This is a genomic window from Salmonella sp. WC3 (genome assembly GCF_042932255.1).
GTDB lineage: Bacteria > Pseudomonadota > Gammaproteobacteria > Enterobacterales > Enterobacteriaceae > Salmonella > Salmonella enterica.
The window spans coordinates 875,176-896,495 of sequence record NZ_CP170629.1 but is presented as its reverse complement, the minus strand read 5'-3'; the positions used below and the strand labels follow the sequence as shown (position 1 = coordinate 896,495).

At 52.7% G+C, this 21,320-nt stretch carries 23 protein-coding genes, 2 tRNA genes and 1 pseudogene; 13 read left to right on the top strand and 13 right to left on the bottom strand.

What is annotated here, in order from left to right; all coding sequences use genetic code 11:
• Positions 1-30: 30 nt before the first annotated feature.
• Entirely contained in the window at positions 31-1,353 is a 1,323-nt protein-coding gene (deoA, locus tag ACFK9X_RS04255) for a thymidine phosphorylase (protein ID WP_000477838.1), read from the bottom strand.
• A 122-nt stretch (positions 1,354-1,475) separates the two neighbouring features.
• A complete protein-coding gene (deoC, locus tag ACFK9X_RS04250; protein WP_001519713.1) occupies positions 1,476-2,255 on the bottom strand; it encodes a deoxyribose-phosphate aldolase in 780 nt (259 codons plus the stop codon).
• 259 nt (positions 2,256-2,514) lie between these two features.
• Between deoC and ACFK9X_RS04245 the strand changes: the two are divergent.
• Positions 2,515-4,065 (top strand): annotated as a pseudogene (locus ACFK9X_RS04245) (YjjI family glycine radical enzyme).
• Positions 4,037-4,900 carry a YjjW family glycine radical enzyme activase gene (locus ACFK9X_RS04240; protein WP_001064947.1) on the top strand — a complete coding sequence of 288 codons (864 nt, stop codon included), beginning with the start codon at positions 4,037-4,039 and terminating at the stop codon, positions 4,898-4,900. The pseudogene ACFK9X_RS04245 and the gene ACFK9X_RS04240 overlap by 29 nt, the downstream one beginning before the upstream one ends.
• Positions 4,901-4,932: 32 nt before the next feature.
• On the opposite strand, the gene ACFK9X_RS04235 is transcribed toward ACFK9X_RS04240, so the two are convergent.
• From ACFK9X_RS04235 to ACFK9X_RS04200, 8 genes are all read right to left on the bottom strand, one after another.
• Positions 4,933-5,706 carry a metal-dependent hydrolase gene (locus tag ACFK9X_RS04235; protein ID WP_151115651.1) on the bottom strand — a complete coding sequence of 258 codons (774 nt, stop codon included), beginning with the start codon at positions 5,704-5,706 and terminating at the stop codon, positions 4,933-4,935.
• On the bottom strand, positions 5,703-6,776 hold the full coding sequence (locus ACFK9X_RS04230; protein WP_000531538.1) for a patatin family protein: 1,074 nt from the start codon (positions 6,774-6,776) through the stop codon (positions 5,703-5,705). Before ACFK9X_RS04230 ends, ACFK9X_RS04235 begins: the two co-directional genes overlap by 4 nt.
• Positions 6,777-6,899: 123 nt before the next feature.
• A complete protein-coding gene (locus tag ACFK9X_RS04225; protein WP_000490276.1) occupies positions 6,900-7,061 on the bottom strand; it encodes a DUF1328 domain-containing protein in 162 nt (53 codons plus the stop codon).
• 128 nt (positions 7,062-7,189) lie between these two features.
• Positions 7,190-7,807, bottom strand: a complete 618-nt coding sequence (osmY, locus tag ACFK9X_RS04220; protein WP_000178963.1) for a molecular chaperone OsmY — start codon at positions 7,805-7,807, stop codon at positions 7,190-7,192.
• Positions 7,808-8,208: 401 nt separating this feature from the next.
• Positions 8,209-9,798 (bottom strand): peptide chain release factor 3, encoded by a 1,590-nt coding sequence (gene prfC / locus ACFK9X_RS04215; protein ID WP_000175965.1) that lies wholly within the window; start codon positions 9,796-9,798, stop codon positions 8,209-8,211.
• Positions 9,799-9,889: 91 nt separating this feature from the next.
• The gene (gene yjjG, locus ACFK9X_RS04210) at positions 9,890-10,567 is read right to left on the bottom strand and encodes a pyrimidine 5'-nucleotidase (protein ID WP_000870686.1); all 678 of its coding nucleotides are present in this window, start codon (positions 10,565-10,567) and stop codon (positions 9,890-9,892) included.
• Positions 10,568-10,588: 21 nt separating this feature from the next.
• Positions 10,589-11,035, bottom strand: coding sequence for a ribosomal protein S18-alanine N-acetyltransferase (gene rimI, locus ACFK9X_RS04205; RefSeq protein ID WP_001092435.1), 447 nt, complete (start codon positions 11,033-11,035; stop codon positions 10,589-10,591).
• Positions 10,980-11,417 carry a DNA polymerase III subunit psi gene (locus ACFK9X_RS04200; RefSeq protein WP_000203998.1) on the bottom strand — a complete coding sequence of 146 codons (438 nt, stop codon included), beginning with the start codon at positions 11,415-11,417 and terminating at the stop codon, positions 10,980-10,982. Before ACFK9X_RS04200 ends, rimI begins: the two co-directional genes overlap by 56 nt.
• A 102-nt stretch (positions 11,418-11,519) precedes the next feature.
• On the opposite strand from ACFK9X_RS04200, the gene rsmC reads away from it, so the two are divergent.
• The 3 genes from rsmC (at position 11,520) to ACFK9X_RS04185 (ending at position 12,939) form a co-directional block, all read left to right on the top strand.
• The gene (gene rsmC, locus ACFK9X_RS04195) at positions 11,520-12,548 is read left to right on the top strand and encodes a 16S rRNA (guanine(1207)-N(2))-methyltransferase RsmC (protein ID WP_001272273.1); all 1,029 of its coding nucleotides are present in this window, start codon (positions 11,520-11,522) and stop codon (positions 12,546-12,548) included.
• Between the two features lie 190 nt (positions 12,549-12,738).
• A tRNA-Leu gene (locus ACFK9X_RS04190) sits at positions 12,739-12,825 on the top strand.
• Positions 12,826-12,852: 27 nt separating this feature from the next.
• Positions 12,853-12,939 (top strand) — tRNA-Leu (locus ACFK9X_RS04185).
• 31 nt (positions 12,940-12,970) lie between these two features.
• Here ACFK9X_RS04185 and ACFK9X_RS04180 read toward each other — a convergent pair.
• On the bottom strand, positions 12,971-13,207 hold the full coding sequence (locus ACFK9X_RS04180; RefSeq protein ID WP_000941877.1) for a DUF1435 domain-containing protein: 237 nt from the start codon (positions 13,205-13,207) through the stop codon (positions 12,971-12,973).
• Positions 13,208-13,457: 250 nt separating this feature from the next.
• On the opposite strand from ACFK9X_RS04180, the gene ACFK9X_RS04175 reads away from it, so the two are divergent.
• The 3 genes from ACFK9X_RS04175 (at position 13,458) to ACFK9X_RS04165 (ending at position 16,040) form a co-directional block, all read left to right on the top strand.
• Positions 13,458-14,522, top strand: a complete 1,065-nt coding sequence (locus ACFK9X_RS04175) for a GGDEF domain-containing protein (protein ID WP_151115649.1) — start codon at positions 13,458-13,460, stop codon at positions 14,520-14,522.
• A 120-nt stretch (positions 14,523-14,642) separates the two neighbouring features.
• Positions 14,643-15,431 carry a siderophore-iron reductase FhuF gene (gene fhuF / locus ACFK9X_RS04170; protein ID WP_151115647.1) on the top strand — a complete coding sequence of 263 codons (789 nt, stop codon included), beginning with the start codon at positions 14,643-14,645 and terminating at the stop codon, positions 15,429-15,431.
• A 150-nt stretch (positions 15,432-15,581) separates the two neighbouring features.
• Positions 15,582-16,040 (top strand): YbaK/EbsC family protein, encoded by a 459-nt coding sequence (locus ACFK9X_RS04165; RefSeq protein ID WP_000058276.1) that lies wholly within the window; start codon positions 15,582-15,584, stop codon positions 16,038-16,040.
• A 50-nt stretch (positions 16,041-16,090) separates the two neighbouring features.
• Here ACFK9X_RS04165 and bglJ read toward each other — a convergent pair whose 3' ends face one another.
• Both bglJ and ACFK9X_RS04155 read right to left on the bottom strand, forming a co-directional pair.
• On the bottom strand, positions 16,091-16,765 hold the full coding sequence (bglJ, locus tag ACFK9X_RS04160) for a DNA-binding transcriptional activator BglJ (RefSeq protein ID WP_000431547.1): 675 nt from the start codon (positions 16,763-16,765) through the stop codon (positions 16,091-16,093).
• Entirely contained in the window at positions 16,726-17,451 is a 726-nt protein-coding gene (locus ACFK9X_RS04155) for a response regulator transcription factor (protein WP_058671685.1), read from the bottom strand. The genes bglJ and ACFK9X_RS04155 overlap by 40 nt, the downstream gene beginning before the upstream one ends.
• A gap of 712 nt (positions 17,452-18,163) precedes the next feature.
• Here ACFK9X_RS04155 and ACFK9X_RS04150 point away from each other — a divergent pair.
• The 5 genes from ACFK9X_RS04150 (at position 18,164) to ACFK9X_RS04130 (ending at position 21,295) form a co-directional block, all read left to right on the top strand.
• On the top strand, positions 18,164-18,940 hold the full coding sequence (locus ACFK9X_RS04150) for a threonine/serine exporter ThrE family protein (protein WP_001747536.1): 777 nt from the start codon (positions 18,164-18,166) through the stop codon (positions 18,938-18,940).
• A complete protein-coding gene (locus ACFK9X_RS04145; RefSeq protein WP_000511329.1) occupies positions 18,931-19,404 on the top strand; it encodes a threonine/serine exporter in 474 nt (157 codons plus the stop codon). Before ACFK9X_RS04150 ends, ACFK9X_RS04145 begins: the two co-directional genes overlap by 10 nt.
• Before the next feature lie 92 nt (positions 19,405-19,496).
• Positions 19,497-20,036 carry a primosomal protein DnaT gene (dnaT, locus tag ACFK9X_RS04140; RefSeq protein ID WP_000098578.1) on the top strand — a complete coding sequence of 180 codons (540 nt, stop codon included), beginning with the start codon at positions 19,497-19,499 and terminating at the stop codon, positions 20,034-20,036.
• 2 nt (positions 20,037-20,038) lie between these two features.
• Entirely contained in the window at positions 20,039-20,776 is a 738-nt protein-coding gene (gene dnaC, locus ACFK9X_RS04135; RefSeq protein WP_000799924.1) for a DNA replication protein DnaC, read from the top strand.
• Between the two features lie 57 nt (positions 20,777-20,833).
• On the top strand, positions 20,834-21,295 hold the full coding sequence (locus tag ACFK9X_RS04130) for a DUF2501 domain-containing protein (RefSeq protein WP_001090314.1): 462 nt from the start codon (positions 20,834-20,836) through the stop codon (positions 21,293-21,295).
• Positions 21,296-21,320: the final 25 nt, after the last annotated feature.

Genomic DNA, 21,320 nt, shown 5'->3' with positions numbered 1-21,320 from the left:
TCAAAAATAATTGATCAGATCAGTATACAACTATTCAGTAATTCGACGATAGACCGAAGGTGTGCTTGCTGGCGCTTTATCGTCAAGGATAATTGCCGCTTTGACGGCCTTCGCCGCTTCCTGCCAACTGGCTTCGTCTTTGGCATGAATCACCGCCAGCGGGCGCTGCCCGTCGATGCTGTCGCCCAGACGGGCCATGTCGGTAAAGCCAACGCTGTAATCAATGGTATCTGACGCCTGACGACGGCCGCCGCCCATCGAGACGACCGCCATCCCCAGCGCACGCGTATCCATTGCGCTGATAAACCCTTCGGTATCAGCATATACCGCTTTGCTCAACATGGCGGTCGGCAAGTATTTATCGTAGTTCTCAACGAAATCGCTTGGCCCTTTCTGCGCGGCCACCATACGACCAAAGACTTCTGCCGCTTTACCGTTATCCAGCACCGCCTGTAATTTCGCACGCGCTTCGGCGTCGTCTTTCGCCAGCTGGCCGGAGATCAGCATCTCCACGCATAGCGCCATAGTGACGTCAAACAAGCGCGGATTGCGGTATTCACCGGTCAGGAACTGCACGGCTTCACGCACTTCCACCGCGTTACCGGCGCTTGAAGCCAGCACCTGGTTCATATCGGTTAACAACGCCGTAGTGCGAACTCCCGCGCCATTTGCCACGCCGACAATCGCTTCAGCAAGGGCTTCAGAAAGTTCATAGGTTGGCATAAACGCGCCGCTGCCAACTTTTACGTCCATTACCAGCGCATCCAGCCCTTCGGCCAGTTTCTTGGCGAGGATGGAGCCGGTGATCAGCGGAATAGAGTCCACCGTCGCGGTAATATCGCGGGTGGCGTAAAAACGTTTGTCCGCCGGTGCAAGCGAGCTGGTTTGCCCAATAATCGCCACACCCACGTCTTGAATAATTTCGCGGAAACGGTTGTCGTCCGGGAAGATATCGAAGCCCGGGATCGCTTCCAGTTTGTCGAGCGTACCGCCGGTATGTCCGAGGCCGCGACCGGAGATCATCGGCACATAACCGCCGCAGGCCGCTACCATTGGCCCCAACATCAGAGACGTCACGTCCCCTACGCCGCCGGTCGAATGCTTATCGACAATCGGGCCATTGAGATTCAGGCTTTTCCAGTCAAGGACAGTACCGGAATCCCGCATCGCCATGGTCAGCGAAACACGCTCCGGCATGGTCATATCGTGGAAGAAGATGGTCATCGCCAGGGCGGCAATCTGCCCTTCAGAGATAGTATTGTCACGAATACCATTGATAAAGAAACGAATTTCTTCGTCACTCAACGCATGACCATCACGCTTTTTACGAATAATTTCTTGTGCGAGAAACACGGTACCCTCCTGAGGGAAAAGAGTAGAAGGCTTACATCGCCGGATGGAGGCTAACGCCTTATCCGGCCTACAGGCCTGGATTTGTAGGCCGGAAAGCGCAGCGCCATCCGGCAAATCAGAGCTTAGTAGCTGCTGGCGCTCTTACCGTCGCCGTGACCCAGCGCTTTCAGCAGGCTTGCCAGCAGGCTGGATGCGCCAAAGCGGTAGTGACGAGAATCTGCCCAGTCAGCGCCAAACAGTTCGTCTGCAATCGCGAGGAATTTCTGCGCGTCTTCCGCCGTACGTACGCCGCCCGCCGGTTTGAAGCCAACGGTTTTGGAAACGCCCATGTCGCGGATCACTTCCATCATGATGCGCGCGCTTTCCGGCGTAGCGTTTACCGGCACTTTACCGGTAGAGGTTTTGATGAAATCCGCACCGGCTTTAATGGAGATTTCAGAGGCTTTACGAATCAGCGCCTCTTCTTTCAGCTCGCCGGTTTCGATAATCACTTTCAGCAATACGTTCGCTGCGGCACAAGCGTCTTTACAGGCTTTTACCAGATCAAAACCCACCTGCTCGTTACCGGCGATCAACGCGCGGTACGGGAATACCACGTCCACTTCGTCAGCGCCGTAGGCGATCGCCGCACGGGTTTCCGCCAGCGCAATATCGATGTCATCATTGCCATGCGGGAAGTTAGTCACCGTTGCAATGCGGATGTCCGGGGTACCTTGTTCTTTCAGAGTTTTACGCGCAATCGGGATAAAACGCGGGTAAATGCAAATCGCCGCCGTATTCCCGACCGGGGTTTTTGCCTGATGACACAACGCGATCACTTTTTCATTGGTGTCGTCATCGTTCAGAGTGGTCAGATCCATCAGTTTGAGCGCACGCAGGCTGCTTGCTTTTAAATCAGTCATGACATTCTCCAACGGCATTGCCGTATAAAATTTCACCTTGCGAGTCTGTTAATATTCTAACATTCACTCGCGATTACACTTCGATATACATCACAGTTAATGAAAACTACGTACAAATTTGCATTACTGTAATGAGATCTGAATCAAATTATCCCGCCGTCACCGTCTGTTCTTCGAGCGATAAGCGCATCAGGATCAAAGTCGGTTTGCCGCCATTTTCTACAATAGCGCATCGTCCCGGCATAAAGAGGAAACGAAGATGCCTGCCTCATGCGAAACTGCGCTCCAGCAGCGTTGCCAGCAAATTGTGACCAGCCCAGTGCTCACGCCTGAACAAAAACGCCATTTTCTGGCGCTGGAAGCTGAAAACGCCCTGCCTTATCCCCCCCTGCCGGAAGATGCCCGCCAGGCGCTGGATGAAGGCGTCATTTGCGATATGTTTGAGGGGCACGCCCCCTTCAAACCGCGCTACGTGTTGCCCGATTACGCCCGATTTCTGGCTAACGGTTCACAGTGGCTGGAACTGGAAGGCGCGAAAGATCTGGATGATGCGTTATCCCTACTCACCATTCTGTATCATCACGTTCCTTCCGTGACGTCCATGCCGGTTTATCTCGGCCAGCTTGATGCGTTGCTGCAACCGTATGTTAGAATTCTAACACAAGATGCGATCGATATTCGAATAAAACGTTTCTGGCGTTATCTCGACAGAACGCTGCCAGACGCCTTTATGCATGCCAATATTGGCCCTGCCGATACGCCTGTCACACGAGCGATTTTGCGCGCTGATGCCTAGCTAAAGCAGGTGGCGCCTAACCTGACGTTTATCTACGATGCGGAAATTACGCCGGACGATCTACTGCTGGAGGTCGCCAAAAACATTTGTGAATGCAGTAAGCCACACATTTCCAATGGCCCTGTAAATGATAAAATTTTCACAAAAGGCCATTATGGCATCGTCAGTTGTTATAACTCGCTACCGCTTGGCGGCGGCGGCAGTACGCTGGTACGTCTCAACCTGAAAGCCGTGGCAGAACGCAGTACGTCTGTCGATGACTTCTTTTCACGCACGCTACCGCACTACTGCCGACAGCAGATCGCCATCATTAATTCACGATGTGAATTCCTCTATGAAAAGTCACATTTCTTTGAGAATAGCTTTCTTGTACAGGAAGGTTTGATCGATCCCGAACGTTTTGCGCCGATGTTCGGTATGTACGGGCTGGCGGAAGCCGTGAACCTGCTGTGCGAAAACGCGGGCCTGAACGCCCGTTACGGCAAGAATGAAACGGCGAACGAGCTGGGCTACCGTATCAGCGCCCAACTGGCGGATTTCGTCGAAAATACGCCAGTGAAGTATGGCTGGAAGCAACGGGCGCTGCTCCATGCTCAGTCTGGCATCAGTTCCGATATCGGCACTACGCCGGGCGCGCGTCTGCCGTATGGCGATGAACCGGACCCTATCACCCATTTGCAAACCGTCGCACCGCACCATGCCTTTTACCATGCCGGGATCAGCGACATTCTGACGCTGGACGAAACCATCAAGCGTAATCCGCAGGCGCTGGTTCAGCTTTGTCTTGGCGCGTTCAAAGCCGGGATGCGGGAATTTACTGCCAATGTCAGCGGCAACGATCTGGTGCGCGTCACCGGTTATATGGTGCGCCTGTCGGATCTGGCGAAATTTCGCGCCGAAGGCTCGCGCACGAATACCACCTGGCTGGGAGAAGAAGCCGCACGTAATACCCGCATCCTGGAACGACAGCCACGCGTAGTCAGCCATGAACAACAGATGCGCTTTAGTCAGTAAGATCATTGCGTTTTCCTGCGTCGATGGGCCAGGCAGCCGCCTGGCATTATTCTTACAGGGCTGCAATTTGCGCTGCAAGAATTGCCATAACCCGTGGACGATGGGACGCTGTAACGACTGCGGGGAATGCGTATCGCAGTGTCCGCATCACGCCCTCAGCGTTGATGGCGGGAAAGTGGTATGGCGGTCGGACGTCTGCGAGCAGTGCGATACCTGCCTGAAAATGTGCCCACAGCAGGCAACGCCAATGGCGCAGACCATGAGCGTTGACGATGTGCTGCGTCATATTCGTAAAGCATCGCTGTTTATTGAAGGTATTACCGTCAGCGGCGGAGAGGCGACCACGCAATTACCGTTTATTGTGGCGCTATTTACGGCGATCAAAGCCGATCCGCAGTTACAACGGCTGACCTGTCTGGTGGACAGTAATGGTCAGTTAAGCGAGACCGGCTGGCAAAAACTACTGCCGGTTTGCGACGGCGTAATGCTCGATCTGAAAGCCTGGAAGAGCGAGTGTCATCACCGTCTGACCGGACGTGATAACACGCATATTAAGCACAGTATCCGCTTTCTTGCTGCGCGGGGAAAACTGGCGGAGCTGCGGTTGCTGGTTATCCCGAATCAGGTGGACTATGCGGCGCATATTGATTCACTGGCGGCGTTTATTACTTCGCTGGGCGAGGTTCCGGTGCGTTTGAATGCCTTTCATGCGCATGGCGTCTATGGCGAAGCGAAGGCCTGGCCAGGCGCGACGCCGCAAGAGGTGGAACGGCTGGCTGACGGATTGCGCGCGCGTGGGGTGGCGAAGCTGATTTTGCCGGCGCTATATTTGTAAGCGTCGCCTGCCGGACGGCGGCTGCGATGCCATCAGAGCCGAAACAAGGTAATGGTATTGCGATACAGCGTATCGGCTATCACCTCTGCGGGCTCCGGACGTAATTCGCAGAGCGCATCAAATACGCGCGCCGCCTGCTCCGGGCGGTTCGGCTGCCCCTGAAACCCCTTTAGCGGCATATCCGGCGCATCGGTCTCCAGCAACAGCGCGTCCAGCGGCAACCGCGCCATAACATCACGGGTTTTACTGGCGCGCGGGTAGGTGATGGTGCCGCCGACGCCGATTTTATAGCCCAGTCGCACAAAGCGTTCGGCCTGTTGCAGACTGCCGGCAAAACCATGCACCACACCGGTTCGCGGTAGATCCTGGAGCTTTAAGTGCATCGCCAGTTTGTCATGCGTGCGCCGCGAGTGCAGGATCACCGGCAGATCGTAGCGTTTTGCCAGTTGCAGTTGCGCGTCTAAAAATCGCTCTTGCCTGGCAAACTGCGGATCGTCGCGATAAAGATCGAGCCCGATCTCGCCTACCGCCACGACGTTCTGTTGTTGCGCCAGCGCTTGTTGCAGCTTATCAGGATCGTCATCGGCATGACGCTCAATCACAATGGGGTGTAATCCCAGCGCAGCATAAAGCGACGGGAAACGCGCCGCCAGCGCCAGCACGCGGGGAAAGTGAGCCGCCTCGGTCGCCGGCACGATGATTTTTTCAACGCCCGCCTCACAGGCACGCTGAATACTGGCGCGCTCATCGCCCGTAAAGGGCGGGAAATCAAAATGGCAATGCGTATCGATAAAGCGCCAGCTCACGCCAGATCCTCGTCGGTAAATGTGGTGTCGTTTGCCTGCGGCGCGCTAATGACCTCCGCCACATGCGTATCATTGGCCACCGGCGCCGGAGGCACGACCACCGTTTCCGGCACGGCAATCCGCGACGAATGGCGCAAGAGAGGCGGCGTTGCGGCGAGCAATTTACCAACGGTGGCAAGGAAATAACGCCCGCATAATTGCCCGGTTTTGTAATCCTCACGCAGCGCCGGGATACGGCTGCCCAGCGCCATGCTGTGCAGCGGTTTCGGCGGATAAATTTCAATGATCCGCAGCTTACCCGGCGGCTTTTCAATAAATTGTTGGATCGCGCTGTAGGACGTTTCATGATGCTGCACCAGGTTGACCAACGGCTGTAGACTGCTCTCTCCCAGCCAGCGCTCCATACGCTTAAACCACTGCGGCGTGTAATACATTTGCGAGGGTACGGTGCGGATCACCACAATGGTTTTCGCCCCCCGCTTTGCCGCCTCCTGAACCGGAATGGCGTCGCTAATGCCACCGTCCAGATAGTTGATGCCCTCTAACGTAACGCCGGTACGGTAGAAACCCGGTATGGCGCTGGAGGCGCGAATGATATCAAGCCAGTTTTGTTTTGTCGGCGAGAAATAGCCCGGCGTATAATCATCCCCCCGGCAGGCGCACATATAAAAGGATTTTCCGCTGTCGAACAGGCGCGCTGCAGTATCCATTTGCAGCGGCATCCGGGCGGCGGTGGATTCCACCAGCCAGTCGAGGTCAATAAGGTTTCCTCCGCGTACAAATCGTAGCGGATCAAAAAATTCGCGCCTGGTGGTATAGCGCATAATGACTTTACGCCCGTAGCCGGGCTGGTTGCAGAGATACGCCGAGAGATTTTGCGCACCGGCGGATGTGCCGAAGTAGAGATGGAAAGGATTAAACTGCGCACGCATAAACTCATCCAGCACGCCTGCGGTAAAGATGCCCCGCTGCCCCCCGCCCTCACAGACCAGCGCCATACGGCCTGGCCGGAACGGTGTTAATGATAACGGCGCAATATTGCCGAGCGTAACCGGTATTCGCTGGCCCACCTCTGCCTTCCTGTTTTTCATTTTTTTCCAGGCTGACAAGGTAACGCAAAACGTTAACGGCTAAAACCGTAAAAGCCAGTCCGCTGGACTGGCTTGATAGCAATATATCTTTACAGATGCCTGCTAGGGTCGTTTACGGCCCATGAACAGGCTGACCAGGAAGAGCACGATCCCGACGACGAAGACGATTTTCGCCGCGCCGGCAGCCGTACCAGCCAGTCCACCAAAACCCAATGCGGCGGCAATTAACGCGATAACCAGAAATATAATGCCCCAACGAAACATAAGCCTCTCCTTTACCATAGTTAATGTCGACCGCTAAATATGAGCGCTCAGGCTACTCATTCGCGATATTTTTAGTGTGGTGCACATTACGCCTCCCGACAAACGTCGGGAGGACGAATTACGACGAATTACTGAACTTTCAGATCGTTTTTAACACTTTTTACGCCATCAACGGCTTTCGCGATGCTTTCAGCGCGGTCGCTTTGTTCCTGAGTTTCAACGGTACCGGAGAGCTGTACGACGCCATCGGTCGTTTCCACTTTCACTTTACGGGAAGGGACGAGATCGTCCGCCAGCAACTTGGCTTTGACTTCACTGGTCGTGGCCGTATCGCCGGCATAACCTTTCACGGAACCTTCTTTATTGTCGCGAACGTGAAGTTTGTCGCTAACGGAGGTCACGCCTTCTACGCCTTTCGCCACTTTCACGGCGGCTTCAGCCTGCGCCTGGCTTTCTACAAAGCCGCTCAGGGTGACAACTTTCTGATTGGTTTCGACAGAAATATCGGTGCTTTTAATATTGTCATGGTCTACCAGCGCAGCTTTTACTTTCGCAGTGATGGCGCTGTCATCCATGAAGTTACCGACTTTATTCATAGAGCTATCGACTTTTTGCCCTGCGGTTTCGGTTCCGCTTTGCGCCTTGTCCGTTGTTGCGTTTTCTGCAAAGGCAGAACCTGTCGCAACAGCAGAGGTCAACATTACGGCCAGCAGAGTTTTAGAAATCTTCAGTCTTGTCATAGTCATCGATTTTGTCCTGTATAGTTTGCTCGTAATTTGAGCTCAGGCAACACGAGGTTGCATTGCTGAATGCGGTGAAACTCACCGGTTTCTGAAGTCAATGACTGGCATCACATTCGTGAATTTGTAACGACGCGTCGCCTGCCACCCTTCCGTTTCAGTTATTAATATCGTGACTGAAACAAATCTCAGCTTTAAGCTCTCATATTCACGCATTGAACAGGCATTAAAGCCGACATTTATGTCATCACTTTGTTAAATATAGATCACAATTTTAAAATCGCTTGTCAGTGCGTATAAAAAACAGGCAGATCGAAGAAAAAACGCGGGATTTAAGAACATTCCGTAAGCGGTTAAAAAGGCAGGGAAAGTACGAAGGCGCGGCGGATGCCGCGCCCGGAAAGGGATCAGTGTTCGCGCGTTTTACGGAACTGAACGTCAGGGTAACGTTCCTGGGTCAGGTTCAGGTTAACCATCGTGGGGGCGATATAGGTGAGATTGTCGCCGCCATCCAGCGCCAGCTGCGTTTCATTCTTACGCTTAAACTCTTCGAATTTCTTCGCATCGGCGCTTTCCACCCAGCGCGCCGTCGCCACGTTGACGGATTCATAAATCGCCTCAACGTTGTATTCGCTTTTCAGGCGCGCGACAACCACGTCAAACTGCAAAACGCCCACGGCGCCGACAATCAGATCGTTGTTGGAGATGGGACGGAATACCTGCACCGCCCCCTCTTCAGAAAGCTGCACCAGCCCTTTCAGTAGCTGCTTCTGCTTGAGCGGATCTTTCAGGCGAATACGACGGAACAGTTCCGGCGCAAAGTTCGGGATACCGGTAAACTTCATCATCTCGCCCTGGGTGAAGGTATCGCCGATCTGAATGGTGCCGTGGTTATGCAGACCCAAAATATCGCCCGGGTACGCTTCTTCGACGTGCGAACGGTCGCCCGCCATAAAAGTTAACGCGTCGGAAATCACCACATCTTTGCCGGTACGGACCTGGCGTAGCTTCATGCCCTTCTCATACTTACCGGAAACCACGCGCATAAACGCCACGCGGTCGCGGTGTTTCGGGTCCATATTGGCCTGAATTTTAAAGACAAAACCGGTGAATTTCTCTTCCGAGGCTTCCACTGTGCGGGTATCGGTTTGACGCGGCATCGGCGCGGGCGCCCACGCCACTAAACCATCCAGCATATGGTCAACGCCAAAGTTACCCAGCGCGGTACCGAAAAATACCGGGGTAATTTCCCCTGCCAGGAACAGCTCTTCATCAAACTCGTTAGACGCGCCCTGCACCAGTTCCAGCTCGTCGCGCAGCTGTTGCGCCAGGTCTTCACCCACGGCGGCGTCCAGATCCGGGTTATTCAGCCCTTTAACGATGCGCACTTCCTGAATGGTGTGGCCCTTACCGGTCTGATACAGATAAGTTTCATCTTTATAAAGGTGATAAACGCCCTTAAACAGCTTGCCGCAGCCAATCGGCCAGGTGATCGGCGCGCAGCCGATTTTCAGCTCATTTTCCACTTCATCCAGCAGCTCCATCGGGTCGCGGATGTCACGGTCGAGTTTGTTCATAAAGGTCAGGATCGGCGTATCGCGCAGACGGGTAACTTCCATCAGCTTACGAGTCCTGTCTTCAACACCTTTTGCGGCGTCGATCACCATCAGACAGCAGTCCACCGCCGTCAGGGTACGGTAGGTATCTTCGGAGAAGTCTTCGTGCCCCGGGGTGTCCAGCAGGTTCACCAGACAGTCGTGATACGGGAACTGCATCACCGAGGTGGTGATGGAGATACCACGCTGTTTTTCCATCTCCATCCAGTCAGATTTTGCATGTTGGCTGGAGCCACGGCCTTTTACCGTACCGGCGGTCTGAATCGCCTGTCCGAACAGCAACACTTTTTCGGTAATGGTGGTTTTACCGGCGTCCGGGTGAGAAATAATGGCAAAAGTGCGGCGTTTGGCCACCTCTTGCAAATAAGGAGACAACGTCATAGTCAAATCTTCTTGAGTAAGCGCGGCGTTTGACCACGCATGTTGAATACGAAAAATGCGGCTATTTTACCCATCAACCTGGGGGAGGCAATCAGTGTTTACACAGGAGCTGCTCCAGTTCGCTTAATGACGCCACAGTCCAGGTTGGATGGATACCCGCGGGCTGCTCGCGATGATGCGCGTTAAGCCAGCAGGTCGACAGTCCGGCGTTAATGCCGCCAAGAATATCGGATTCCGCGGTATCGCCAACCATTAATACGCGCGAGCGGTCAGGATTCCCTGCCTGCTCCAGGGCGTAGTTAAAGATTTTCGGATCGGGCTTCGCGACGCCAACCTGCTCGGAAATCACCAGCAGATCGAAATACTCGCGCAGCCCGGTGCGCTCCAGACGAGTTTGTTGTAGCGCGGTAAAACCATTAGTAATAATACCGATTTTAGCCTGCCCGCGAATCGCATTAAGTAGCGAAACGGCGCCCGGCAAAGGAGAACAGATCTCCGCCATCGCACTAATAAAAGCGTCATTCAGCAGCCCCGGCGCAACGTTTAGCCGTTCAGCCCAACTTTGAAAGCGCGCGTGCTGCAATTGTAATGAGGTAATCGCGCCGTTCTGATAATCCACCCATAGCGGCTTATTCACGGCCTGGTAATCCTGGAAATCCTCAGCGGTAAAGGTGACGCTATAGTCAAGGAACATCCGCTGTAAGCCGGTGAAAGAATCAAACGTAAACAGCGTTTCATCGGCATCAAAGAAAATCCAGTCCCACTTCATCATTACACCTTGCCTCTTTTATTACATGCTTATCGGTAACGCCATGATGATGGCGTCCTCATGCCCTTGTGCCGTAGGATAGTAATTGCGGCGAATCGTCGCCTCGTTAAACCCCAGACTTTCATACAGCGCGATGGCGGCAGCGTTAGAGGCGCGTACCTCCAGCCATAACGTTACAACACCGCGTTTTTCCAGTTCATCAATCAGATGCTCAAGCAGCATACGCCCCAGCCCCCGACGCTGAAAATCCGGATCGACGGCGATATTGAACAGCGTCGCTTCGTCCAGCACCACCTGTGTAATGGCAAACGCGGCCATTCTGTCATCAGCGGTCAGCTTAAGGTTGAGATACCGTTCGCCCTGGTTGCCGAAAAACGTTTTTTCGCTCCACGGAAACGCATGAGCGCGTTGCTCAATCTGCCAGGCTGCGGGGAGATCGGTCGTGCTGAGGATAGAAATCGTGTTCATGTTCGCAGATTTGTTGCCATAGTGCGGCGCGTGCCGCCGGGTTTGCCCGGAGCTCATTAAACGCCGGCGTCGTGACCTGAGCGCCTTCGAGTTGGAGCGGCGCGTCAGTTCCTAACCGCCAGCTATTACAACGGCTGCCCTGCGGCAGCATGGCGACGCGCTCAGGCGTCAGCGGTAAAACCTGATCGGGACTCACGGTCAACGCGCGTAAGATATCGCGCATTAGCGGCTCGTTCAGCGCGGGTAATTCCTCTGCAACCACGATCAGACGAACGTGCGCGGGAAGGGAAATCGCAATCTCGCCCTGTAGCGCGCCAGGACGTCGCAGCGCCCACTGCGTAATACCCAGTTGCTGTAACTGCCAGTCTCGTCGGGATGTCATAGCGAAACGCTCCTGTAATCAGGGGCGCAAATATAGCAAATCTGTCGAATCTGCGCCATCAAACTACTATAATCGCCGCCAGTCTGAATTAAGGAGCATTCCATGTCTGCTTTTACCCCGGCAAGTGAAGTCTTGCTGCGCCACAGTGATGATTTCGAACAAAGCCGTATTCTTTTTGCCGGAGATTTGCAGGATGACCTGCCCGCGCGCTTTGAATGCGCCGCCAGCCGCGCGCATACGCAACAGTTTCACCACTGGCAGGTATTAAGCCGCCAGATGGGCGATAACGTCCGTTTTAGCCTGGTCGCGCAAGCCAGCGATGTCGCCGACTGCGATACGCTGATCTACTACTGGCCGAAAAATAAACCCGAAGCGCAGTTCCAGTTGATGAATATTTTGTCGCTGATGCCGTCGGGCAGCGATGTTTTCGTCGTGGGGGAAAACCGCAGCGGCGTGCGTAGCGCCGAACAGATGCTGGCGGACTATGCGCCGCTGAACAAAGTAGATAGCGCGCGACGTTGCGGCCTTTACCATGGTCGTCTGGAAAAGCAGCCGCAGTTTAGTCTCGAATCCTGGTGGGCCGAGTACAACATCGACGGGCTGACCATCAAAACATTGCCGGGCGTATTCAGCCGCGACGGACTGGATGTTGGTAGCCAACTGCTGCTGTCTACGCTGACGCCGCACACCAAAGGTAAAGTGCTGGATGTCGGCTGCGGCGCTGGCGTGCTTTCCGCCGCGCTGGCCAGCCATTCGCCGAAAGTGCGCCTGACGCTGTGTGACGTCAGCGCTCCGGCGGTGGAAGCCAGCCGCGCTACGCTTGCCGCTAATGGTCTTGAAGGCGAGGTATTCGCCAGCAACGTCTTTTCGGAAGTCAAAGGACGTTTTGACATGATCATCTCCAACCCGCCGTTCCACGACGGAATGCAAACCAGCCTCGATGCGGCGCAAACGCTCATTCGCGGCGCGGTACGTCATCTCAACAGCGGCGGGGAGTTACGCATCGTGGCGAACGCCTTTCTGCCCTATCCTAAGATTCTGGATGAGACTTTTGGCTTCCATGAAGTCATCGCGCAAACCGGGCGCTTTAAGGTTTATCGTACCGTGATGACCCGTCAGGCGAAGAAATAGTTGGCCTGATAAGCGCAGCGCCATCTGGTTGCATGTGCCGGATGGCGACGCAAAGCGTCTTATCCAACCTACGTCTCGCGCCCATTTTTGCAGCAATCAATCTATCCCATGCAATTAACTATTGACGAATAGCTGAAAACCACTAGAATGCGCCTCCGTGGTAGTGATTCTTTTCAAGAATCGATGGTATGCGAAGGTGGCGGAATTGGTAGACGCGCTAGCTTCAGGTGTTAGTGTCCTTACGGACGTGGGGGTTCAAGTCCCCCCCCTCGCACCAAAACCACGTTGATATTGCTCGCACTGGGCGAAGGTGGCGGAATTGGTAGACGCGCTAGCTTCAGGTGTTAGTGTCCTTACGGACGTGGGGGTTCAAGTCCCCCCCCTCGCACCAATTATCTTATCCTTCCTTTGTCTCTTCATTTTCATCCCTGATTCCAGTTCATCATTGCCAACATCATGCCGCCAATAAGCGCCATACACGATGGCAGCAGTACAAAATGCCGTAATTGTTTGTGATACAACATCAGCGCAGACAGTAGCAATCCTGATACAATCAACAGCTTCAGCGCATCAGCTGACAGGCCGATAAACGCCAGTCCAACGATAATCACTCCAGGCAATAATACGCCCCATCCGCTGCCTAACGTCCGCTGCAACATGGTTTCACCTCTGGAATTGATAATGATAACCAATATCATATGATATATTTTCTCATTTGTCAGCCAGGGAGAAAGCTAAAGAGATGAGTTTTACTTAACGGTTGATGACACGTATTCAGTAAGGTGATAAATTGTCCGACTGTTAACGTAAAAACAACAACACCTCGCTTTAAGCGACCTTTTCTCATACGTTATTTTCATGTTGGCGCCCGATTCCGTGTATATCACCGATAAATAACGACAATTACCCATGACAACACCATCCTGGCGGTCGCTTCGTATTAAGAAGTATCAGTTTTCTTTACGTCTTTTCTTGTTTCTCAACGCTGTGTCGGCGCTATTTACTCTCGTTTTCCCCCTTTATCAGATCAATGTATTTTGCATGCCAATGATCGGGATAGTAGTCCTGAGCGTATTACTGTTGATATGGCATGGGAAATATGGGCAAAAAAGAATTAATCTCCCCTTTATCTCCCTACTCTTTGGGGGAATATGGGCGGCGCATATTGCGTTAAAGTATCCGGCGTTAGGCCATTATGATTTTTCTTTTTTACTGATTTCCCTGCTTAGCGTTCTGTTTATCGGCTCGATAGCCTTTGCCGCGAATATCGTCGCGTTTACGCTCTATTCGCTACCGCCAGTCGCGGTCTGCCTGTGGCTGAACGGTAATGAACAAGGTTTGCGAATTCTCTATTTACTGGCCCTGCCAATGGTGGGAATCGCTATTCAACATGTTATCCAGAAACGCTACGATAACTTTGCCCAACAGCTCATGTTTAAGCTGCTGGCCGAGCGGGAACCCCTCAATGGCCTGAGTATGCTTGATCCATTAACCGGCTTATATAACCGCCGTGGCCTGCAAAATCGGCTGGATACGTTACAGGCGCCGGGCAGCCATGAACACTACGTTCTGCTATTGGATATCGATCATTTCAAAGCGTACAACGATCACTACGGTCATATGATGGGCGATCAGGCGTTAATCCGCGTCTCAGCGGCAATTCGGGACGCCGTGCGATCGCGCGATGTTGTCTGCCGTTTTGGCGGGGAAGAATTTCTGGTGTTGCTGACCACCGCCGAACCACAGCAAGCCCGCGCTACCGCAGAACGTATACGACAGGAGGTATACGATCTTAAAATCCCGCATATGTTTAACGAAAGCGTCGCCACCAATGTCACTGTCAGTATCGGCATTGCGCCCCTGACGGATAGCAATATCGGAGACGCTATCGAAAAAGCGGATAAAGCGCTCTACGAAGCCAAGCATCTTGGACGTAACCACATTCTGGTCAGCGACGACATGCGCGCCCTATGAATCCTGCAGGCGTAATCGTGCTACGCCAACAGCGTTAACCATAAACCGCTTGCCATCGTTTATCGCTATCTATAGGATTAGCAATCATTATCATTTAGATTAACATTATTAAACTGCGCTATGGCCTACCGTTCCGCACCGATTGCTGACGATATTATCTGGCGAGCCGCTCCCCAGCCGGAAGACGCCTCGCTGGCGGACGCAGTACGCGAGACGATCGCCTCTACCCGTGAGCACCTGTTGGACTTCATCCGGCTGGATGAAACGCCGCCGCCTACGGCGATGACTCTTGCCCAGTGGACGCGCCCCGCGACGTTTCGTTCATTGCTGGCCACCTATTCCGATCACATCTATCGGCACACGCCAGGCCTGCCACGTGAAAATAAGCCGTTACTCTCCCTGTGGGCGCAATGGTATATCGGGCTGATGGTGCCGCCACTGATGCTGGCATTACTGACGCAAGCGCGCGCTATCAATGTCTCGGCAGAACATATTCACGTTGAATTTCATGAAACCGGGCGCGCCGCGTGTTTCTGGCTTGACGTGCATCAGGATAACCTGGCAACGGGGCGTTCCCCGGAAGAACGAATGGAAACGCTGGTAGTCTCCGCACTACAGCCGGTCATTCAGGCGCTGGAGGCGACTGGCGACATCAACGCGAAACTTATCTGGAGCAATACCGGTTATTTAATCAACTGGTATCTGACTGAGATGAAACCGCTGCTTGGCGAAGCCCTGCTGGCAACGCTACGCCAGCGCTGTTTTTTTGAAAAGCAGCTATCCGACGGTCAGGATAACCCGCTGTGGCGGACCGTCGTAATGCGCGACGGTTTTCTGGTACGCAGAACCTGCTGCCAACGTTACCGCTTACCTGACGTACAGCAGTGCGGCGACTGCACGTTAAAGTAAACCGCGTTACGTTGCCTTCAGTTATCGTCACGGCTTACTGCTGCTGGCCTGTCACATTATTATATTTACAGCGGCGCTCTCCGTATGCCAAATTACGTTTTGCCATTTTTGGGTCTACCGTGGCTATTGGTAAGGTCTCAGGAGAGAAGAATGAGTCTGCAATCTGTACGGCAATTTCTGGCCGATCATGCTCCCGATATTGAAATTATCGAATTAAATCAAAGTACAGCGACTGTCGAGCTGGCAGCCAAAGCGCACAATGTAGAGCCAGGGCAGATAGCTAAGACGCTCTCGCTTAAAGTAAAAGACACCATTATCCTGGTGGTCGCGAAAGGCGATGCCCGCCTGGATAATAAGAAGCTTAAAACCACTTTCGGCGCAAAAGCCCGTATGTTGAGCAGCGATGAAGTGGTCAATGCAACCGGACATCCTGTCGGCGGCGTATGTCCTTTCGGGCTGGAGCACCCGCTGCCCGTTTATTGCGACATCTCTCTGAAGGGGTATAACGAAGTATTGCCTGCCGCAGGCGCCACGCACAGCGCGGTACGCATCACGCCGGAAAGAATGGCTGAACTGACATCGGCGACCTGGGTAGACGTGTGCCAATAACGTGCCTGACACCCGGATTCCCCGAACAAGCACGGCGCATCCGGCGCGGGCTATACCCGATGCTGGAGCGCGGTACCATCTCCGGCGCGCAGATATAACAGAATATCCGCCGCATCGAGTAACCCGGCATCAGAACTCACGCCCAGCTTGGACATCACATTAAACTTATGCGCCCGGATAGTCTTAATGTTACGTTCTAGCTGGACGGCAATTTGCGGCATTGAGTAGCCGTTCGACATGAAACGCAGAATCTCCCGCTCGGTTGGACTAAGCATACAATTCTGGTGAAGCTCCCAAAGATTGTCTGTACGCTCCGTTGTCCGTCGGGCGCTATTAAGCGATGTAAATAAGGCATCCTGTAAAACATCCAACGGCGACGCTTTGCTGATGACCCCATCCAGCGGCAGCGGGGATAATGCGCTGATTAAGCGGGCTTCAGCATCATCATCGGCAATCACCAGACGCCGCATATGGGGATAATTTATCGCCAGTTCCGTCAGGCTGGATAATCCTGTCCGGCGTTCAGTTCTTAACGCAGAAAGAGAAAAAATAACGGCAGAAAACGGCGTCTTTAGCGCAGCCTTATAAAACGCGGATGGTTTTGAAAAAATATGAAGCGTATGTCGGCAATCCGGCATTGCATCAAATAGCCCTTTAATACCAATGGTGCTCATCACGCATTTTTCTACGAGCGCAACATTTCTCTTGCTGATTCTGTTTTCCATTCCATGGTTTCTCCATATACCGAAGGTAGGTTCAATTCTCTGGCTCCCTGAGAACTGTTTATCCATGCATACATCTCTGCATTACTGTGTATTGATAAGCGTCGCATGGCGCTATTTTTTTGGGCGCTAATTGTTTTATTACTTTTTTTAAGTAACGCCGCAATTTGGTTAATGCCCCACCCTTTTCCTAAAAGGCGTAATACTTTTCGTTCAGACAGCGTAAGGACAATCGGCCTGTCGTGGGACTGCTGAATTTCAGACGGTACCTGAGGCGATAATAACGTTTTACTTATTCTTTCTGAGCGAGCGTTTCCCGCATGGATAACGCTAATAAGATTCTCGATTGGCTCTTCGTCTGAAAGCAAGGTGCTGACGGGGCCCATCAGGAGATCAACCGCATGTGGATAGCAGGATTTAGGAACCAGAAATACCCAATGTATGTCGCGATATTGCGAGATTAAGCTATAAAAATATTCGCAGATAGCGCGGGGAGAGGCATTGTTAACTGCTAAATCAGCAATAACTAAATTACTCCGGCGTAGCTGTAGCAGCGTTAGCTCTTCTATCGTACAACAATACGCCAGTTTATAATCGGGGAAATTACCTGTTATAGCCCCTTTAAGGCCTTCCTGTATAAGAGGGGTTTTACTGATAATAAGTCCATTTTTGCAGCATCCTGGCAGCATAATTCCTCCGCACCCACGCCGCCACTTTTCATTGCCCCATTAATAAAAACACTATTAACAATGAGCGCAAAGAAATATAAGCCGAGTGGATTAATTATCCTTGTTTTATTTTTAAAAATATAACATTGATTGCGCTACAATCCACATAGCACAAAAACATGAAATCACTATCGCATAGTTACTCATAAAACCAGAAGCAAGACAATTAAATTAACTAAATTTGCACATTAGCAATTCTAACAAAAACGCATCATATTAATAAATTTAAAATATGAGTTCGCCCTTCATTCATATTGCTGAGTCCTAAAACAAAAGCCCAACAATACTGTCTACCATCCATAAAACCCATGTAATATCTGCGAATTACACTAAGTCATGCCTATTTTTACGCCTGCTGCTCATACCATTGTTGTTAAACGATCAATGCATATCGTTGATAAAATTCACCACATCATTGATTCAAAAATGAGCGGCCAGGCTGGCATAATGCCTCTATTCTGGAAACGGACATACGAGAACCGTCGCCCATAAGGATATCCTGCCTGTGACGAAGCGCACGTCTCAGGAAGCTTATGCGTTGCGTCTGGTGGTTGACGTTTTTATCAACAAGAAATTGATCTTAACCAACGCCATCATGCCTGCGCTTCGTGTTAAAAAGAAAGCCTCTGTCATAGTGGCGGCGCATAGAATGTCTTTTCGGACAGGACGAGTCATGCAAGAAGAGCAATCAATTCAACGAGCAGTAACACGGTTATGTATTCAATGCGGGCTGCTTTTATTGCAGCACGGGGCGGAAAGCGCACTGGTTGATGAGCTTTCCACCCGCCTCGGTTTGGCGCTCGGTATGGATAGCGTCGAAAGCGCGATCTCCTCTAACGCCATTGTCCTGACGACCATTAAAGACGGACAATGTCTGACATCGACACGTAAAAACCAGGATCGCGGCATTAATATGCACGTCGTCACGGAGGTTCAGCATATCGTTATCCTCGCGGAACATCGTCTGCTGGATTACAAAGGCGTGGAAAAACGCTTTAGCCAGCTCCGCCCGCTGCGTTATCCGCGCTGGCTGGTGGCGTTTATGGTCGGTCTTTCCTGCTCCTGCTTTTGTAAGCTGAATAATGGCGGCTGGGATGGCGCGGTTATCACCTTTTTCGCCAGTATGATAGCCATGTATATCCGCCAGATGCTGGCGCAGCGGCATTTACATCCGCAGATCAATTTTTGCATTACCGCCTTTGTCGCTACCACGATTTCCGGGCTGATGCTCACCCTTCCCGCCTTTAGCCAGACGCCCACTATCGCCATGGCGGCGAGCGTACTGCTACTGGTGCCGGGCTTTCCGCTGATTAATTCCGTCGCAGATATGTTTAAAGGACATATTAATACCGGGCTGGCGCGCTGGGCTATCGCCAGCCTGTTGACACTGGCCACCTGTGTGGGCGTAGTGATGTCAATGACAATATGGGGGCTACGAGGATGGGTATAATCGACTTTTTACTGGCGCTAATGCAGGACATGATCTTGTCTGCGATCCCCGCCGTCGGGTTTGCGATGGTCTTTAATGTTCCCCACCGGGCGCTTCCGTGGTGCGCGCTACTGGGGGCGCTGGGTCATGGCTCGCGTATGCTGATGATGAGCGCAGGCTTTAATATCGAATGGTCGACGTTTATGGCTTCGCTGCTGGTCGGCAGTATTGGTATTCAGTGGTCACGCTGGTATCTCGCTCACCCTAAAGTGTTTACCGTCGCGGCCGTGATCCCGATGTTTCCGGGGATTTCCGCCTATACCGCGATGATTTCCGCAGTAAAAATTAGCCATCTGGGCTATAGCGAACCGATGATGATCACGCTGCTGACCAATTTTCTGAAAGCCTCTTCCATTGTTGGCGCACTCTCAATTGGCCTCTCTGTACCGGGATTATGGCTGTACCGCAAACGCCCCCGCGTGTGATTGGTGGAACGCCTCCTGCTGTTCTTACAGGTCTGTGTGGTACTATAAAAACAGTCGCCCTTCTCGGTTGTTGTTCCATATTGAGAAACATTATGTCTTCCAGAATTTTAACGTCGGACGTCATCGGTATTGACGTCCTTTTACACGATCATCATGCTGTGCTGGCGAAGTCAACGGGCGGCGCAGTGGCGGTATTCGCTAATAATGCGCCTGCCTTTTATGCCGTGACGCCTGCACGCATGGCTGAACTGCTGGCGCTTGAAGAAAAGTTATCACGTCCGGGAAGCGATGTGGCGTTAGACGCGCAATTTTACGAAGAACCCGAAGCCGCCCCCGTTGCGATTCCCTGCGGAAAATTCGCCATGTATCCCGCCTGGCAACCGGATGCGGATTTTCAGCGTCAGGCCGCCCTTTGGGGCGTGGCGCTTCGGGAGCCGGTCACCGCAGAAGAGCTGGCGGCGTTTATCGCCTACTGGCAGGCAGAAGGTAAGGTTTTTCACCATATCCAGTGGCAGCAAAAGCTGGCGCGCAGCGTGCAAATCAGCCGTTCCAGCAATGGCGGAATGCCGCAGCGTGACATCAATAGCGTCAGCGAACCTGACAATCATATTCCACCAGGTTTTAGGGGGTAACGATGAAAAATGTTGGCGATCTGATGCAGCGTCTACAAAAAATGATGCCTGCGCATATTACGCCGGCGTTTAAAACGGGCGAAGAACTGCTGGCCTGGCAGAAAGAGCAGGGCGAGATCCGGGCGGCAGCGCTGGCGCGGGAAAATCGGGCGATGAAAATGCAGCGCACCTTTAACCGTTCCGGCATTCGACCGCTGCATCAGAACTGCTCGTTTGATAACTATCGGGTTGAGTGCGACGGACAAATGAACGCGTTAAGCAAAGCCCGACAGTACGTTGATGAGTTTGACGGCAATATCGCCAGCTTTGTCTTTTCCGGCAAGCCGGGAACCGGTAAAAACCATCTCGCCGCGGCTATTTGTAACGAGCTGCTGCTGCGCGGAAAGTCGGTACTGATTATCACCGTAGCGGATATTATGTCAGCGATGAAAGACACGTTCAGCAATCGGGAAACCAGCGAAGAGCAGTTGCTTAACGATCTGAGTAACGTTGATCTGTTGGTGATCGACGAGATCGGCGTGCAGACCGAATCCCGCTATGAAAAAGTGATCATCAATCAAATTGTCGATCGTCGTTCCTCGTCAAAACGTCCCACCGGCATGTTAACGAACAGCAATATGGAAGAGATGACGAAAATGCTTGGCGAACGCGTCATGGACCGTATGCGTCTCGGCAACAGTTTATGGGTTAATTTTACCTGGGACAGTTACCGCAGCCGGGTGACGGGTAAAGAGTATTAAATTGCAACGTGCGCCAGGGCGATACAACGCCTGGCTGGCATAACACAGGTGATTACCATGAATACAGCGAAACATGTTCTGTGCTGCGCGGCGATCGCCAGCGTACTGATTTCCACCAGCGGTATTGCCGCCAGTCAGTTAAGCGCTCAGGGCGCGAACGCACAGCAGGGCGGGATGTCGCTTTCTGCGCTAACCGGTCTGCTCAGCAGAGGTGCCCAGTCACTCAGCGCCGATAATATGAATAATGCCGCCGGTATTTTGCAGTACTGCGCCAAACAGAAACTGGCGTCCGCTACCAACGTGGAAAACGTTAAAAATCAGATTCTGAACAAGTTGGGGTTGGATACCACACAGCAGGAGCAGGACACTAACTACCTGAACGGCCTGCAAGGGTTGCTCAAGACGAAGGACGGCCAGCAGTTGAACCTCAATAATATCGGCAGTACGCCGCTGGCGGAAAAGGTGAAAACCAAAGCTTGCGATCTGGTGTTGCAGCAAGGGCTGAATTTCCTCTCCTGACTGCGTTTTTCTGACCGTGCGCCAC

Excerpts from the sequence above, each read along its gene's own strand:
- rsmC (WP_001272273.1), top strand. The coding sequence starts at position 11,520 with ATGTCTGCTTTTACCCCGGCAAGTGAAGTCTTGCTGCGCCACAGTGAT.
- yjjG (WP_000870686.1), bottom strand. The coding sequence starts at position 10,567 with ATGAAGTGGGACTGGATTTTCTTTGATGCCGATGAAACGCTGTTTACG.
- prfC (WP_000175965.1), bottom strand. The coding sequence starts at position 9,798 with ATGACGTTGTCTCCTTATTTGCAAGAGGTGGCCAAACGCCGCACTTTT.
- ACFK9X_RS04165 (WP_000058276.1), top strand. The coding sequence starts at position 15,582 with ATGAGTCTGCAATCTGTACGGCAATTTCTGGCCGATCATGCTCCCGAT.
- fhuF (WP_151115647.1), top strand. The coding sequence starts at position 14,643 with ATGGCCTACCGTTCCGCACCGATTGCTGACGATATTATCTGGCGAGCC.
- ACFK9X_RS04145 (WP_000511329.1), top strand. The coding sequence starts at position 18,931 with ATGGGTATAATCGACTTTTTACTGGCGCTAATGCAGGACATGATCTTG.
- ACFK9X_RS04175 (WP_151115649.1), top strand. The coding sequence starts at position 13,458 with ATGACAACACCATCCTGGCGGTCGCTTCGTATTAAGAAGTATCAGTTT.
- ACFK9X_RS04240 (WP_001064947.1), top strand. The coding sequence starts at position 4,037 with ATGAACAACAGATGCGCTTTAGTCAGTAAGATCATTGCGTTTTCCTGC.
- ACFK9X_RS04180 (WP_000941877.1), bottom strand. The coding sequence starts at position 13,207 with ATGTTGCAGCGGACGTTAGGCAGCGGATGGGGCGTATTATTGCCTGGA.
- dnaT (WP_000098578.1), top strand. The coding sequence starts at position 19,497 with ATGTCTTCCAGAATTTTAACGTCGGACGTCATCGGTATTGACGTCCTT.
- dnaC (WP_000799924.1), top strand. The coding sequence starts at position 20,039 with ATGAAAAATGTTGGCGATCTGATGCAGCGTCTACAAAAAATGATGCCT.
- ACFK9X_RS04150 (WP_001747536.1), top strand. The coding sequence starts at position 18,164 with ATGCAAGAAGAGCAATCAATTCAACGAGCAGTAACACGGTTATGTATT.
- ACFK9X_RS04155 (WP_058671685.1), bottom strand. The coding sequence starts at position 17,451 with ATGCTGCCAGGATGCTGCAAAAATGGACTTATTATCAGTAAAACCCCT.
- rimI (WP_001092435.1), bottom strand. The coding sequence starts at position 11,035 with ATGAACACGATTTCTATCCTCAGCACGACCGATCTCCCCGCAGCCTGG.
- ACFK9X_RS04200 (WP_000203998.1), bottom strand. The coding sequence starts at position 11,417 with ATGACATCCCGACGAGACTGGCAGTTACAGCAACTGGGTATTACGCAG.
- deoC (WP_001519713.1), bottom strand. The coding sequence starts at position 2,255 with ATGACTGATTTAAAAGCAAGCAGCCTGCGTGCGCTCAAACTGATGGAT.
- bglJ (WP_000431547.1), bottom strand. The coding sequence starts at position 16,765 with ATGGAAAACAGAATCAGCAAGAGAAATGTTGCGCTCGTAGAAAAATGC.
- ACFK9X_RS04130 (WP_001090314.1), top strand. The coding sequence starts at position 20,834 with ATGAATACAGCGAAACATGTTCTGTGCTGCGCGGCGATCGCCAGCGTA.
- ACFK9X_RS04225 (WP_000490276.1), bottom strand. The coding sequence starts at position 7,061 with ATGTTTCGTTGGGGCATTATATTTCTGGTTATCGCGTTAATTGCCGCC.
- osmY (WP_000178963.1), bottom strand. The coding sequence starts at position 7,807 with ATGACTATGACAAGACTGAAGATTTCTAAAACTCTGCTGGCCGTAATG.